The organism is Candidatus Pelagisphaera phototrophica (assembly GCF_014529625.1).
GTDB lineage: Bacteria > Verrucomicrobiota > Verrucomicrobiia > Opitutales > Opitutaceae > Pelagisphaera > Pelagisphaera phototrophica.
In genome coordinates this window covers 136,266-150,202 of sequence record NZ_CP076039.1, presented here as the reverse complement: position 1 = coordinate 150,202, position 13,937 = coordinate 136,266, and the positions used below count along the sequence as shown (strand labels likewise).

The 13,937-nt window shown below is 49.3% G+C and carries 14 protein-coding genes; 5 read left to right on the top strand and 9 right to left on the bottom strand.

The window, feature by feature from the left end; all coding sequences use genetic code 11:
- Positions 1 to 145 precede the first annotated feature (145 nt).
- Positions 146 to 2,134, bottom strand: coding sequence for a hybrid sensor histidine kinase/response regulator (locus tag GA004_RS00725; protein ID WP_283395370.1), 1,989 nt, complete (start codon positions 2,132 to 2,134; stop codon positions 146 to 148).
- Positions 2,135 to 3,125: 991 nt separating this feature from the next.
- Between GA004_RS00725 and GA004_RS00720 the strand changes: the two genes are divergently transcribed.
- The 5 genes from GA004_RS00720 to GA004_RS00700 all read left to right on the top strand — a co-directional run bounded on the left by GA004_RS00720 (position 3,126) and on the right by GA004_RS00700 (position 7,481).
- Positions 3,126 to 3,545: a hypothetical protein gene (locus GA004_RS00720; RefSeq protein WP_283395369.1), complete on the top strand. Its 420-nt coding sequence runs from the start codon at positions 3,126 to 3,128 to the stop codon at positions 3,543 to 3,545.
- A 175-nt stretch (positions 3,546 to 3,720) separates the two neighbouring features.
- Positions 3,721 to 4,092 (top strand): cytidylyltransferase domain-containing protein, encoded by a 372-nt coding sequence (locus tag GA004_RS00715; RefSeq protein ID WP_283395368.1) that lies wholly within the window; start codon positions 3,721 to 3,723, stop codon positions 4,090 to 4,092.
- Positions 4,093 to 4,136: 44 nt separating this feature from the next.
- Positions 4,137 to 5,765, top strand: a complete 1,629-nt coding sequence (locus tag GA004_RS00710) for a coiled-coil domain-containing protein (RefSeq protein ID WP_283395367.1) — start codon at positions 4,137 to 4,139, stop codon at positions 5,763 to 5,765.
- A 3-nt stretch (positions 5,766 to 5,768) separates the two neighbouring features.
- Entirely contained in the window at positions 5,769 to 7,070 is a 1,302-nt protein-coding gene (locus GA004_RS00705) for a tetratricopeptide repeat protein (protein WP_283395366.1), read from the top strand.
- 9 nt (positions 7,071 to 7,079) lie between these two features.
- Complete coding sequence (locus GA004_RS00700) at positions 7,080 to 7,481, top strand: hypothetical protein (RefSeq protein ID WP_283395365.1); 402 nt, start codon at positions 7,080 to 7,082, stop codon at positions 7,479 to 7,481.
- A gap of 8 nt (positions 7,482 to 7,489) precedes the next feature.
- Here GA004_RS00700 and GA004_RS00695 read toward each other — a convergent pair whose 3' ends face one another.
- The 8 genes from GA004_RS00695 to GA004_RS00660 form a co-directional block, all read right to left on the bottom strand.
- Positions 7,490 to 7,867 (bottom strand): response regulator, encoded by a 378-nt coding sequence (locus GA004_RS00695; protein ID WP_283395364.1) that lies wholly within the window; start codon positions 7,865 to 7,867, stop codon positions 7,490 to 7,492.
- Positions 7,868 to 7,966: 99 nt separating this feature from the next.
- Entirely contained in the window at positions 7,967 to 8,668 is a 702-nt protein-coding gene (locus tag GA004_RS00690; protein WP_283395363.1) for a response regulator, read from the bottom strand.
- Position 8,669: 1 nt separating this feature from the next.
- Positions 8,670 to 9,185: a hypothetical protein gene (locus tag GA004_RS00685; protein ID WP_283395362.1), complete on the bottom strand. Its 516-nt coding sequence runs from the start codon at positions 9,183 to 9,185 to the stop codon at positions 8,670 to 8,672.
- Positions 9,186 to 9,369: 184 nt separating this feature from the next.
- Complete coding sequence (locus GA004_RS00680) at positions 9,370 to 9,696, bottom strand: hypothetical protein (RefSeq protein WP_283395361.1); 327 nt, start codon at positions 9,694 to 9,696, stop codon at positions 9,370 to 9,372.
- A gap of 86 nt (positions 9,697 to 9,782) precedes the next feature.
- Positions 9,783 to 10,070 carry a chemotaxis protein CheD gene (locus tag GA004_RS00675; RefSeq protein ID WP_283395360.1) on the bottom strand — a complete coding sequence of 96 codons (288 nt, stop codon included), beginning with the start codon at positions 10,068 to 10,070 and terminating at the stop codon, positions 9,783 to 9,785.
- A 90-nt stretch (positions 10,071 to 10,160) separates the two neighbouring features.
- A complete protein-coding gene (locus tag GA004_RS00670; RefSeq protein ID WP_283395359.1) occupies positions 10,161 to 10,670 on the bottom strand; it encodes a chemotaxis protein CheW in 510 nt (169 codons plus the stop codon).
- A 155-nt stretch (positions 10,671 to 10,825) separates the two neighbouring features.
- On the bottom strand, positions 10,826 to 12,094 hold the full coding sequence (locus GA004_RS00665; protein ID WP_283395358.1) for an HD domain-containing phosphohydrolase: 1,269 nt from the start codon (positions 12,092 to 12,094) through the stop codon (positions 10,826 to 10,828).
- Positions 12,095 to 12,119: 25 nt separating this feature from the next.
- A complete protein-coding gene (locus GA004_RS00660) occupies positions 12,120 to 13,715 on the bottom strand; it encodes a PAS domain-containing hybrid sensor histidine kinase/response regulator (RefSeq protein WP_283395357.1) in 1,596 nt (531 codons plus the stop codon).
- Positions 13,716 to 13,937 lie beyond the last annotated feature (222 nt).

Here is a 13,937-nt window from a genome sequence, read left to right as displayed (position 1 = left end):
CGAATGATTGCTTTTTCGGGCCACTGCATTACAGCAAGAAAGAGGGCGGAGAACCTGAGAGGGCTCAAACCGCCCTATTCTTAAACCCGCAATCGCAGAGATGCTGACCGCCCGAACTGTCGTGCCTTTCCTTTGAATGAGCTCGCTAAGACTTAGCGTCTTTGGCGAGAATTTTTTGGACCGCGGAAAGGGCACCTTTCAGAGAGAAGGGCTTCTTTAGCACCGTTGCCCCTTCGGGGAGATTAAATTGGGAAAAGACCTCTTCGGAGTAGCCAGTCATGAATATGACTTTCATTTCCGGGTTTTTCTTCATAAGGCGCTCTGCCAGCTCGGAGCCGCGCATTTTAGGGAGAATGAGATCGGTGAGCAGAAGCTCGATATTCGAATTGGACTCCTCGAAGAACTCGAGAGCGTCCTCGGCTAGGTTGGTGGAGAAGACTTCGTAGTTGTGGTAGACGAGGAGACCGGAGATGCAGTCGCACATAGTCTCGTCGTCCTCAACGACTAGGATGGTTTCGCGTTCGTTGGATTTAAGATTGGTTGGGGGTGTGATTTCCGCCTCGTCTTCGCTTTCCACATCTTTTGACGCGACTTTGGGCAGGAAAATACGGAACAGGGTACCCTTGCCCGTTTCGCTTGCGAGTTCGATGTGGCCGTTGGCTTGGCGGACGATACCATAGACGGTGGATAGTCCGAGTCCTGTTCCCTTGCCGGTGTCTTTGGTGGTAAAGAAGGGCTCGAAAATGTGCTTTTGCGTTTCGGCGTCGATTCCCATGCCGCTGTCCTGAAAGCTGAGCATCATGTAGGGGCGCGTCTCGATGTGCTCGGGCAGGTACTCGGCCGCCTCCTCGGCAGAGCAGGCTGAAACGGAAAGGGAAATTTTCCCTCCGTCTGGCATGGCGTCGCGGGCGTTGGTGGTGAAATTGATGAGGATTTGCTCGAGCGCGGTTCGGTTCAGGTTGACGAAAACGGGTCGGTCGGTGAATCGCAGATCAAACTCGATGTCCTCCGGGATAAGGCGGCGGAGGATCTTCTGCATGTCTTTGGTCACCTTGATCGCGTCTAGAACCTCTGGCTTCAGGTTCTTGTTGCGGCGGCTGAACGAGAGGAGCTGCTGGGTGAGGTCGGTCGCGCGTTCCGCGGCTTTGCGAATTTCTCGCAGATATTTGGTGTCGCTGTCGTTCTCGTCCTTGTTCTCGAGGATGAGATCGGAGAACGATAGGACGACAGCTAGGATGTTATTGAAATCATGAGCGATTCCCCCTGCTAGGCGACCCACTGCTTCCATCTTTTGAGATTGAAAGAGATCCTGTTCCAGGCGCCGGATCTGGCTGACATCGCGCTGGATGACGACGTAATTCGTAATTTCCGACTGAGAACCGAAAACGGGGAAGACTTTCCAAGCCATGATGAATTCGGAACGATCTTTCTTATAGCCAACCATTTCTCCTGCGGCGGTTCTTCCATCGCGGATATCGAGGATCATCTCGTCGATAATCGATTGGTCTGTATTTTTGCCGTGGAGGAGCGAGATACCTTTGCCGACGACATCCATTTCTGCGTAGCCACTGATTTCGGTGAAGCCGTCGTTGGCATAAAGGATGCGAGCATCGCCTCCGTCCCAGTTCTTGTCGGTGATAATGACGCCTTCCCCAATGCTCTTCAAGGCGGTTGCGATCAGGCGGATCTGCGCTTCCGTAGACTCGGTGTGGCTCTGGTCGGTAAGGAAAAGCAAGGCACCCGAAAGCTCTCGCTTTAGCGGGTTGGCGTGGGGCTTGAGCTGGAACGCGGTTGAGACTCGAGATCCGTCTGGCTTTTCGATGATTGCCCGAGTGGACGAGAGTTGTGGGATGCGGAAGCGATCTGAAGAGAGCTCAATCGGTTCATCCGTAACCGGGTCGAAAGCTTTAAATACGTCGTTGATGGACTTCCCTAGAGCGGCCTCCGTATCGTACCCGAGAAGGTTCTGAGCCACTTGGTTGAGGTGCTCTACTTTACCAAACCGATTGAGAACGATAATGCCCTCCGAAGAAGACTCGAGGAGTGCGTTCGTCAGCGTCTTGAACTTAGCGAGCTCATCAGCCGCCCCCAAAGCAGGCGTTGTTGCAGCATCCTCTATGAACGAATCGGGCATTTAATGGTTAAATGAAACTGGGTGAGGAGGTTGGTGACGTTTTTCTAAAATAGCAATTCTTGAGCGGCGTGAATGTGGAGCGGATCAAATTTCATCGCTGAGTCTGAACCTCAGCGAATAACAGCGTTTGATAACCTGATTAATGCCACATGAAAGCAAGGAGAATTCTTAATGTTCAGCCTGTATTCGGGATTTGGTTGATGGCTCGTAGATACGGTTGCTTTCTTTCCTCATAAAAGCGGAGGGCTTGCGAAAGAAATTAGGGGGCTTCGAAATTGCATTGAGCTCAATAACCCAACCAGCGTTCTATTTATTCAGTCCTTCGCGTGAAGATGCGATTCGACTTGGAATGGGTGAGTGGTGTGACTGGTTGTAGTCAAAGGGGAGTGTACAAGTCGTCAATGACATCAGTGCCGCCTCCGAGGGGATCTTTATTTCGTTCAGCCCAGTCCACGAAGAAAGGGACACGCTTCCTGATCTTGAAGGTAGAGCCGATCGCTGGCTAGCCCTCGATCGTAAGGGAAATGTATCCAGTTCGTGTCTGGCTAAGAAAACGGGAGCTGAACGATTGCTGCACGCCCGCCTGATTGATGTAATGTATACAATAAATGGATATGCATAATGACTATGCTAGATTTTATGTGGGATCCTGGAGCAATGGTTCGAACCTTCGAGCGAAACTACCTGCCGGGTCCAGCTTGGCCCGCTGTAAGCACTGAAGTTGCGAAGAAAGTGGGTTATGTTACAGCTCTTCCAACCGGAGAGGATCTAGGCTTTAATTTGAGAGTATTGCGATCTAGTGCTCGAATCAAAATATTACGGTACATACGATACAGGCAAGATGCCTATCCTCAGAGTCTCTCTCGGAATATTAGTTTGTAGCGAAGCGCAGTTAAGAGTGTCATAATGAAGCACAGCGACGCTGAGGTGGGAAAGCTGTTCAACCATTTTGGTTTCCCTGCAAGGGTCAGCATCCTGAGCCCTCTGTTCTATGGCCATTTTTCGGGACGAATACGTAAAAGCGGCTTTGTTTCAACAGGAGGCCTTTCCTGCTAGAAGCGATCCTAGTGAGATTTTAGAATTACAGGGAACGTTGCCAATCCAAGAGGGGTGGAAACAGGCATTCTTCGCTGGAACCCTTGAACTATTTCTAGAGGTTGAAGAGGCCGTATATTTTCTTGAGCGTGCGGAGAGAATAAGGCCTACAGCGGAGGATGCCAACAATCTGGGTGTAGCCTACCATCGTGCGGGTGGGAGCACTAGAGCCAAGAATCAGTTTCAGTTAGCGGTTTCGAGATTGGAGGGTTATCGGGACGCATTGATAAATTCAGAGACGTCTGAATCACCCGGTCAAATCACGACTCATCCGATTAGGATGCAATCCTCTCGAAGCGAATACTCGGTTGTTTAACTTAAGTTGTTGGAATAAAACGATATAAGATTCTAACAAAGATATTGGCCTAGGAATTGCTTTCTAGTGGTGAATTGAGAGTTTCGTCTAAAAATTCCTATCCGTTGAACCTTTTGGGTCCCGTTAGGCGGCATTATTTGCCGTTCGGCCTGTTTTTGCCCATGTTGCTGAGATTATGCGTGTAGTTGGATCCATTATTGCCCGGCTGGGAAGCAAGCGGCTAGCGTACAAGAACTTAATGCCATTTGAGGGGAAGCCGCATTGGGGCTTGGGTATTGAGAAATTGCGTGAGGCGAAACGAGTCGACGAAATTGTCGTTTCGACTGAATGCGAACTGATCGCCCGAGTGGCACTCGATTTCGGAGCTGCGGCTCTAGCGCGACCCGTTGAGCTTGCATTGGACGATGTGCGGGCGGGAAAAACCGATATCCACACGCTCGAGAACCTCTTAGGAACCTATCGTTTGAAACAAAGTGAGAGGCGAGCGGAATTACTGGACTGGATTCACCCCAAAATGGCTCAAGGGGAGCATTCGGAAAGTCGATAGATAACGGACGAGAGTACCTGCGCGAAGACAGAGGAAACTACTTTATGAACCCACTGAAATCTCAATCTTATCCGAAAACCGCCAAGTTCATATTGGCGGCGTTTTTGCTGCTGGCGGCTTGGGGCCCCTCGATCATGCGCAGTGCGGACAAGAAGACGCGTTCCCATATCACGGCGACCTCGGGTCGGGTGCAGCAGAGGTCGGATGCGGAGGAGAAAATGAAATCAAGCCAGTCGGAGCTAGAGAGGAATGCGGAAATCGCAAAGCACGACTGGGAGAAAGCAGAAAAGCTGGCGGCGGATCAACGTATTAAGCACTTGGCTGGAAAGTTTCTGGCGGTTCAAAAAGCAGAACAGGCGCGGCTGGACAATAAACTGCGTTCGGCGGAAGAAAAACTCGAAAAACAGCGAGAGGAAGAGCAGCGAAAAGCGAAAAGCGAGGCAGCCAAGCGGTTGGCGGAAGAAGAACGGGTTATTAGGCTCGAAATTGAGAAGAGAATGGTGGAAGAGCTGGTAGCGTCCGAGAAGGAGTTGAAAGGAAGACTCCTGGCTGAAGAACAAGCGATGTTTGTTGTCCTCCAGGAAAAAGTAGCGGCTGAAAAGCGCATAGCGACAGAAGCGTTGCAGGATCGCCTCGAGGATGAAGAGAATTTGGAGTTTGAAAGAATTCAGGCTGAGCTAAGGGAAAAAGAAGAGGCTTATAAGGACAAGATCCTGGCAAAGTTGAATGAAGAGGAATTGGCCGCGAAGAAGAAAATTGAAAAGGAGATTTCGGAAGAAGCCCGGGCTGCTCGGAAGGACATAGACAATCGATTGGACGAAAGAGAGCGTTTGGCGAAAGCGGAAATGGAAAAGCGTGTTGAACTGGAGAGTGAGCAGGCTCGTAAAGAGATCCAAGATAAGCTCCGAGGTGAGAAGATTGCCAAGCAAGCTGCTTTAAGGGTAACGCTTGAGCGAGAGGAGCGGGAAGCGTTAGTTGAAATTGAAAAACGATTGGAAGCTCAGAAGCTTCAATTGAGCGAAAGAAAGCTGGCCGAGAATGTGATTAAGGTTCGTGATCTTGCTGATAGGGATTCGAGAGACGATTCGAACAAAATAAAGGTGCCGAACCCAGGATATGATCGATCTACTAAAGAAGATGGATACAAGCGGCCATCCCTTTGGGGTTCCTTTAGTCGAGCACCCAAGCGTATGTGGGCTAGTATTGGTAGTATATCGATGCCTTCAAAGGAGACTTATTCAGGGTATTTGGCTTTTAGGGCGCCTCCGCCATTGCGGTTTTCTGATGATATTTCGCTAATAAAGAGTCGTCCTTCGCCGGCCCTTCCAGAGTTTTCGATTTTGGCTCCGGGACGAAGTTCGCTGACAGTCGAGACTCACCTGAGCGATGAAGAAGCCAGAAAACTTGCTTTGATGAATCAGGTCGTGTTCGAGCTTGAACAGCACACAATCATTTCTGGAAACATAGATACAACGATTCCGCGGGAAATCGAAGAGCGTGACCGATTGCTGATGGAGGAATCTGAAGAGTCGGTTGTTCGTCCAGAAGAGGTACTGATCTTCTTTGAGAACAAGAGAGACGGCAATAATACGCGAACGATCGTTCCTTTCTCACCCGCTCAACCTTCGCAAAATCCTTCCGCTAAAAGCGGTGCTAGCTATAACCGCAATTAGTTTATGGGAAAGTGTATAATAATATTTAATACGCAGATTAAGATATGGCGAAGTTTCATTGTACTCGCTGCAATTACATTTTCGTTTGCCTGGGGAGTTGAAGATGAGGAATCTGGTACCACAGATAGTCATGGCGGGGGCGACTCGCATAGTGACGACGCAGAGCTGGATGGTAGCGAGGAGAAAGATGATAGGGTTCTGGTTTTGGAGCCTAAAAGGCGAATTGATCCAGATGAGGCGGCTGTTGATATTTTGAATTATCTTAACCTTGGCCGGTCTCTTTGGGAAGGCGGCGATTTCGTTATGGCCGAAAAGTATTTTGCGTCCGCTCTCGGTATTCCGATTGATGTGCCTGAAAAGGAGCAAGTACTTTTTGAAATGGCAGAATTGTATCGGAGCGAGAACTTGCTACCAAAAGCTGCCGCAATTTACGAGCGCCTGAGAGATGAGTTTAAGGAAAGCAGACGTTTGCCAAGTGTTTTTATGGAACTTGGCGACTTGTATCGCGAGATGGGGGGGCTTCAAGTCGCGATATCTAACTACTACATGGTTCTGAACTCGTCTTTAAGCATCTCGATTGATCAAGTTGAAAAGGCTCGGGATTTGTCTTTGAGGGCAAAATTTAAGATAGCGGAAACCCATGCTGAGTTGCTAGAGTATTCCGAATCGTATCGCCACTACGAGTTGCTGGAGAAGCTCGAGTTAGAGCCTGCTGACCGCATGCGGGTCCATTATCGGATGTGCAATCTCTTGTGCGAGTTGGGAAGGTATCAATCGGCTGTAAACAAACTGAAGAAATTCTTGGATACATATAAATTATCTGCACACTCACCAGAAATTAGATACTTGCTGGCGAAATCGTATGAAAAACTGAATCGAAAGCCAGAGGCGTTGCGCGAAGTCGTCCATATCCTACAGCGTCAGTCCAGCCCGGATACAGCTCACGAGGAAACGGCTGACTATTGGAGGCAGAGAACTGGAAATGAGCTTGCAAATGAATTTTATCAGAAGCACGACTACCGGAGTGCCCTTACCATTTATCAGTCCTTGGCCAAATACAATTCTTCACCGGAATGGCGGTGGCCTGCGATTTACCAAATCGGACTTTGCTTTGAAAGACTTGGCTTGCCAGACAAAGCGATCATGGCGTACCAGGAAATTTTGACTCCGGAAGAGGGGGAAGAATCTGATGAGTCTCTTAGTCCGGGATTGGAAACGTTACGTGAAATGGCGAAATGGAAGCTTGAACACTTGAATTGGGAGGGCGATCTTGTAGCTCGACTAAAAGTGTTGGGCACCTATTAATTCAAGTTCATGGATTCAGAGCAAATCGAGCAAATACTAAAAGAGCACATTCGCTTGTGCTCGGATATGCACGAACTCTTCATAGAAGAGGGTCGAATCATGCGGACAACTGGTTCTCCACCAGATGAAGTTTTCTTAAAGAAAAAGGAGAGTTTTCTTCCGGTTTTAGAGAAAGGGCTAGAGTTCCTCCAGCGTATCAATGAAGACCCTACGTCATTTCCCAGGGGATTGGATTCATTAGTTGAAGAAGCTAGAGCACAGGTTATGAAGCTGATGCTGCTGGATCGAGAAAACGAGCGATTGCTCCTCAAGACGTCGCTCCCTCCAAAGATGAAACAAGAACTTGGGAAAGCCGCAGCGGGGCAAGTAGCCAAAGCCTACGGGAAGTACGGTACGGCCAAGGCAGAGTAGACAGGGACCTACACCGCTGGCTTGAGGGACGTCGTTTCGGCAGCGCTTTCAACCAGCTTGACGAGTTCCCTGATATTGAAGGGCTTGGGAAGCACACCAACGAGGTTGCTGTACTGGAGGTGTTCTGCCTCTTCAGAGAAGCCGGAAACAATGATGAACTTGGTCTTAATGTTCTGCCAGCCTGATAGAAATTCGAGGACCATCTCACCTGAAAGACGAGGCATCTTCAAGTCGAGTAGTACCACGTCAAACTGATGATTTGGATCGGAGAGAACGGATACCGCGTTGTGGCCGTCGCAAAGAACGGAAACCTCATGATCATCTCCAAATACAGTAAAGAGTAGGAGGCGTATCGCCGGATCGTCGTCAACAATTAGTATCTTCATTTCAGGTGGGAGCGGTTGTATTTATGATTAATCGGAGAGTAGTGAATATTCTTAGTACGAAACGGACGAAGTGTTTGGGTTTAGCGAGGGCTTTGCAACTCAGTTCAATCCTAATAGACAGGGCTTGTTGGCGTTTAGAATAGCGGCAGCCTGAGGGTCGGGTATTTCAAAAAGGGAGTGGTTGATCTTCCCGTAGAAACTCCGGAGCTCGGCTTCCATGATCCGCGTTGTTTCGCGAATGGAGTCAATATCATTCGCCTCTATCCAGTACTTCTCAGTCGTCGTTTGTAGAAACTCGACCTTCCCAGCTAGTGAGGCTAGGGCATTGAGGCTGGCTTGAAGCATTTGAGCGTCTGAAGGGTAGTCGGTATCTGCATTATTGATCGAGAACGAACCGCTGGCTTTGGGGTTGTGCGTTGTGGTTGCGGTGGCGTTTGGAGTGTCCGTACTTGAGAGATCTTTTACCGCTTCGAGGAGGGTCCGGTAGTTGAAAGGTTTCGGAAAGATCTTGCTCGCCCCAAGGCGGATAAATTGCTTCTCGGATTCGGGACTCAAGTATCCGGTAAGAACAATCACAGGGACTGATGGATTCGCTTTCTTTACTGCCTCAATCACTTCGAGCCCATCCTGTTTGGGAAGATGGTAGTCTAGGATGATCAAGTCTGCTTTATTGCGGACACCTTTTTCGATGCCGTCAATGCCATTGTCGGCTTCGTCGATATTGAAGTCCCCTTTCAGAACTTCTCGCACGACCATGCGCAGCGCGGGATCGTCCTCTACGAGTAGTACATTTTTTTTCATCTTAGTTTTCTCCGCATTGGTGCTGAAAAGCTTTGTGCCTGAATGAGGCGTTTTGGATTTGCTCGGAACCGAGCATCTCGCGACCTGCAAACAAAATGGCCATGGTTAAGCCCGCGGTAGAACGGATTGGGTATTTCGATCCTCTCAGCCAGGTGTCTCCCCAAGTAAGCGAAATAAGCTCCTTAACATGATGCTTGGGGCGGCAGGTTTCGATGACATCCAGATCGTCGCACGCATGAAATGGGTTAAGGCTCAGGGAGAAGGTTGGCTTGCTTACACTGCGACTCGGCTCGAAGGGTGATTGATAGATTTCGAGAAGGCGTCTGCCAGCTCGGTTGAGGCAGAATACGTCTTTCCGATTGAAATAGCCAAAAACACAGAAATTCAGGTTCTCGAATTCAACGACGTTGGCTTCGAGCAGGGAGTCTATATCTTCATGCTCGAAATTGATGGTTTCAATAGCGGCATCCAGCACCTCTGGAAGAGAGGCTTGAAGTAATTTATCGTAGTTGGGCATAAAAGGCAAAGTGTTGAATCAACTCCACTATAGAAGAAATCGGCACCAAAAGCGGATTTCTTTAGTGTTAAATGCCTAGTTTAGGATTCGCCCAGGAGGTTGTTTTTAAGTCTCGCAGAACGGAATTCTTGGCGTGAGTTGGGACGAAGCTCCGACGGGGTTACAGGTCTAGTCGCCGATTGTTCTAGTTCGGTCCGTTCACCAAGGCTAGCTTCGCTTTTTCAATCCGATCTTGAGCTTCGAGAATCGCCCCTTCGAGAGCCTCTTCATCGATCGGAAAAGCGCTGTTGTTCATGTCGAGCGCCCAGGTGTCGCGTCCGTCGTTGTATCCGGTCATCCCCGCAGCCCAGTTGGCCACCTGTAGGGCCCCTGCGAGTGCTTTGAACTCACCGGTTGTCCTTGGCTCGTACTGATAGCCAATTGGAATAAAGACTTCTTCGGGGAAATCCCACTCTTCGAGCATCTGAGTGCCGGCTTGGCACATGGTCGAAACCGACCTTAGTAGACTCAACCCGGTTGATGGAAACTTTTTCAGTCTCAATCTGATTGAATATGTCCGCTTTGATCACGGTAATTCCGAGTCCAATCAGAATCTTCTTAGTTGCACTCCCCAATCTTGAACATATCGGAACCTGTTATTTCCGATGTGCCACCTGCTACGAACGCTTTTACGTGTCTTCGCTCTGCTTGGAGAGCTGAAAGTTTTTGAAACAGCAGCGGTATCCCTGTGTCTGCAAACACGGCTGGCTGGTTAATCGCCTTTTGGGGAGATAGGTTGGAATCGGGCAACATGAAGTGCAGAACCCCACCTGCCCTGGCGTTGTAGTCGTAGGCAGCGATTGCGATGCATGATCCGAGAGAGAGGGTAATAATGACTCCACTCAAACTATTTGAAACGACTGTGTTTCCGACGCTGACGGTGGTTTCTTACTTGGCTTTACCGTGGGATGTGGAAGGGCCGCTCATGCGTATCGATTACTGGACTTCGAGTGCGTTCCTTAAGTCCAAGGGTAAAACCTTCCTAGCATCCAGCAAATGTATCTTGCTGCCCTTGAATTTCACAATCCCTATATGAGCTTCCGTACCCTCGAAATTTCCACGGTCTGAAGAGGGCTCAAGTTGGATTTCATTGATACTTACGACCTCTTCAACCGCATCCACAATAAGGCCGAGGAGATCAGTCGTCGCCTCTGAATTCATGGTTTCAACCACGACCAGGCAAGGCCGATCAGTCCGGTCTCCCACTTCGAGACCAAATTTGTCTCGCAGGTCGATCACGGGGGTCAGCTTGCCACGGAGATTTGTCACCCCTTTCACGTAGGGTGGCATCTCGGGAACGGGGGTGATTGAATGTACGCGGACGATCTCTCTAATCGAAAGAACTTCGATGCCGCACTGAGTATCCTCCAGTTTGAACGTCAGAAATTTTCCTGATGAAAAATTCAATATAGACGGGTTTTCCTGGACTGGAGACTTTGTGCTCATTAAAGGAATGGGCTCAGTCGTATAGGTGTGGGAGGACAAGCCTCTAGATAGATCGACTTTGGGTCACGGTTCTTTAGGGAAGCGATCAACCCTGTTTAAAGAAAGGCTAATGAGGATTTAGGAGGAAGCTCCGAATCGAATCTAGGGAGGCCTGACTATCGGAAAACCATCAATCTTTGGGTGATAGGGTTGGCGAAATCGTGTTCCTTGATTTTCTTGATGATGCCTTGCGTAAGACGGCGTTCCTCGGGGATGAGGAGGAGTCCTGACGGGCTGTAAATACCCTTTGCCAAGATCATACCTGGCTCTAGTTCGGCGAGCGTTAACTCCAGAACCTTTTTGGGAAGGTTGATAAGGTTAGAGCTCTTCATGAAAAGGCGGACCGCTTCGGGATGAAAGCTCTTGCCCGATTCGCGGATAATGTACTCGAGCGCCTGGTCTTTGGGAAGCACGCATTCAACGAAACCAACGGCGACCGCCAAGTGCCGGGCCGGTGCTGGAATCATCTCCCGACCGTACCCATCCGGAAACCCCTGACCATCGAAGCGCTCGCGATGAGATCTGATAGAATGGCCGACTTCTTCAAGTGTCCCAACGAATCCAGCCAGGGTTTGTCCGTAGATTGGGTAGTGGTGGAGCAGCGTTTTTTCCTGCTCGTTCAGGCTTTGAGGATCGTTCAGACTCTTCGTGAGAAGTTCGCGGGGTAGCCCAATGCGGCCTAAGTTGTATAGCCATGAGCTGACAACGAGTACTTCGCTTTCCCGTTCAGTGAAAAGATCCGATTTTGCGATTTCGCGACAAATGGATACCACGGACTTTGTTTGTTCTCCTAAGACCGGATGAAAAGCCTCGATTAAGCGAAAGCAGATTTCGAGCGAGTGACTAAAGTTCTCCTCCAGCGATTGGTTTGTCTTTTCGAAAACCTTAGCCTTTGATTCTAGTTCGCAGATTTTTTCTTCCAAAGCTGCATTTGAGGAGACTAACTTCTCATTTAAATCGAGTGTGTCCGCGCTAAGCTGCTGATTTGCTTCTATCAGAGTAAATCGCTGAACGGCGTTCTCAACGGTGGCCAGCATTTCTTCCCGAATCCAAGGTTTGGCTATAAATCGAAAAATCTCACCCCTATTCACAGCCTCAATGACCGTATTCAGAGTAAGGACACCGGTAATGAGTATGCGGGAAGCGTTTGATTGGATGTGTTTACATTTGTCGAGAAACTCGAGACCAGTCATCTCGGGCATGCGTTGGTCCGAAATGATAGTAGCAAAGTGAGTCTGCTCCATCGCAACCAAGGCTTCGCGAGCATTGGAAAACGCCTGTACGTTGTACTTTTCCCGTTCAAGCGTTTCCGTGATGGCCAACAGCACAACTGGATCGTCGTCCAGCACGAGGATGTCGCGCGATTTGGAATCGGATGCTCGCATTTTGGTAATTTAAGTTCCTCGACGTCTAGTAAAAGTATTTGCCTATCGTTTTCATGAGTCCAGCGGGCTTGAGTGAGCCGGATACCAGGAGGCCGCATTTTGATCTTATAGACTCGGAAACCGCTTCAACACTCTCGCCTAAGGCGACAACGGCAAGTTTGGGCTGCGGATCCAATTTCGCTAAATCCAGCACGAGTTGATCCACTTTTTCGTCAAGAGCGCTTTTGAACACAAGGACACCGTCTAGCTTCTTGTCGAAGTCCATTATGTCTAGTTGAAGCTGATCTCCGTCGAGGTGAATCCGAAATTTCCAATCAGCGCTGCGAATGGAGTTGATTAGGGGATGCCGTGTGATGTCTTCCCAAGTGTAGATGAGTATCGTCGGTGTACGTCTTGCTTCCGATACTTGAGACGTTGAGTTCGTCGAGTAGGTGGCGTTTGAAACGGGTATCGTCTCACTCAGGTTGGAAAGCGGCAGTTCAATTAGAATGCGAGTTCCCTCTCCTTCCTCAGAAAATATTGACAGACTCCCTCCCAGATCTTTGGCAAACCGCTCGACGATAAAGAGTCCCATGCCTGCGTGGGCACTGCGGTCTCTAGTTGAATAGAATGGCTTTCTAACAAGTGTTAGTGCCTGGCTGTCAATGCCTCGCCCGTCATCGCTAAATTCAATTACTGCACTTGGAACTCCAATACTCGAGTCTGAGGGATCGACTGAACGGCATCGAATTCTCACGGAAGGCTTGTCGACCGCCGCATCGCTAGCGTTTGAAGCCAGGTGAATTAGGGCCTGTCGAAAGCGATTTGCGTCGAGGCGTACCGGTAGCGATTCATCACTCAACTCGAACTGAAGATCCACTGTTTTGGGGAGGATGGCGAGAAGGTAGTCACGTTGTTCTTCGATCAGTTTGCCTATGTCGAAGTAGCTTTCCTCTCCTTCGTTCATGGTGGTTAGGGCCCTGATTTTCTGGGTAATCTTTTGTGCACGTATCGAGCTATCTCTAATATGGACCATGGCCTCAGTCATGGTCGCGGCATCGGAACCTGGTATTGCATACAGTTCGCTCAAAGAGTAGATACCCGCGATCATATTATTGAAATCGTGGAGAAAACGCCGGCTGGCGATGGAGGAGACTTCTTTCCATGAGCGCTTGACCAGTGTATCCATCGTTCGGATCCGAAAAGTATTGTCGATGACTCGGCCAATGAACCCGACGAGTTCGTTTTCCCGAACGTAGAGAGGAGCAAGATAGTCTCTGATCGGAGTTGGCTCCCCGTCGCTGCTTGTCAGAACATGATAGTCGACAACGACTTCCTCCCCTTTGGAAACAACTTTCTGAATGGCGTCGATGTATGCCATGCGATCTTCCTCGCAGATGATCTGCAACCAGGAAGTCCCGCCTTCTGATTGCAGATAGGCTTCCTCGGGCAGGTAGGAGTGCCCTTTCCCCGAAAGGTATCGAATTTCCAAGCTGTTGGAGTCGATCGCGTAGCATGCTCCGGGACCGTATTCCAGGATTTGGCCTGTTTGGATATTGGTTTTTTCCAGATTTTGAAGGTCAGCAATCGCCTCGCAAAGACTTGCATGCCTCAAAGACTCTTCTGGGGGCGTCGTTTTCAATAGGGTTTTGATAGTCAACCAAACGAGGGAAGCGAGTCGATTTTTTATTCTTACTAGAATGTTTCACGGAGTAGCGGGATAGGCTAATCCAGATCCCTATTCCCGCTTCTGCCGAGAGAGGATGGGGACTTGCATCCCCTAAAGTCGTTTTGAGAAAGTACCTCTGTCCCGATCAGCCGTATGCATTTTACGTTCTTTTATTAGGCCGGACGCCATCCTTGT

Excerpts from the sequence above, each read along its gene's own strand:
- GA004_RS00685 (WP_283395362.1), bottom strand. The coding sequence starts at position 9,185 with ATGCCCAACTACGATAAATTACTTCAAGCCTCTCTTCCAGAGGTGCTG.
- GA004_RS00710 (WP_283395367.1), top strand. The coding sequence starts at position 4,137 with ATGAACCCACTGAAATCTCAATCTTATCCGAAAACCGCCAAGTTCATA.
- GA004_RS00665 (WP_283395358.1), bottom strand. The coding sequence starts at position 12,094 with ATGCGAGCATCCGATTCCAAATCGCGCGACATCCTCGTGCTGGACGAC.
- GA004_RS00690 (WP_283395363.1), bottom strand. The coding sequence starts at position 8,668 with ATGAAAAAAAATGTACTACTCGTAGAGGACGATCCCGCGCTGCGCATG.
- GA004_RS00700 (WP_283395365.1), top strand. The coding sequence starts at position 7,080 with ATGGATTCAGAGCAAATCGAGCAAATACTAAAAGAGCACATTCGCTTG.
- GA004_RS00725 (WP_283395370.1), bottom strand. The coding sequence starts at position 2,134 with ATGCCCGATTCGTTCATAGAGGATGCTGCAACAACGCCTGCTTTGGGG.
- GA004_RS00720 (WP_283395369.1), top strand. The coding sequence starts at position 3,126 with ATGGCCATTTTTCGGGACGAATACGTAAAAGCGGCTTTGTTTCAACAG.
- GA004_RS00670 (WP_283395359.1), bottom strand. The coding sequence starts at position 10,670 with ATGAGCACAAAGTCTCCAGTCCAGGAAAACCCGTCTATATTGAATTTT.
- GA004_RS00705 (WP_283395366.1), top strand. The coding sequence starts at position 5,769 with ATGGGAAAGTGTATAATAATATTTAATACGCAGATTAAGATATGGCGA.
- GA004_RS00695 (WP_283395364.1), bottom strand. The coding sequence starts at position 7,867 with ATGAAGATACTAATTGTTGACGACGATCCGGCGATACGCCTCCTACTC.
- GA004_RS00715 (WP_283395368.1), top strand. The coding sequence starts at position 3,721 with ATGCGTGTAGTTGGATCCATTATTGCCCGGCTGGGAAGCAAGCGGCTA.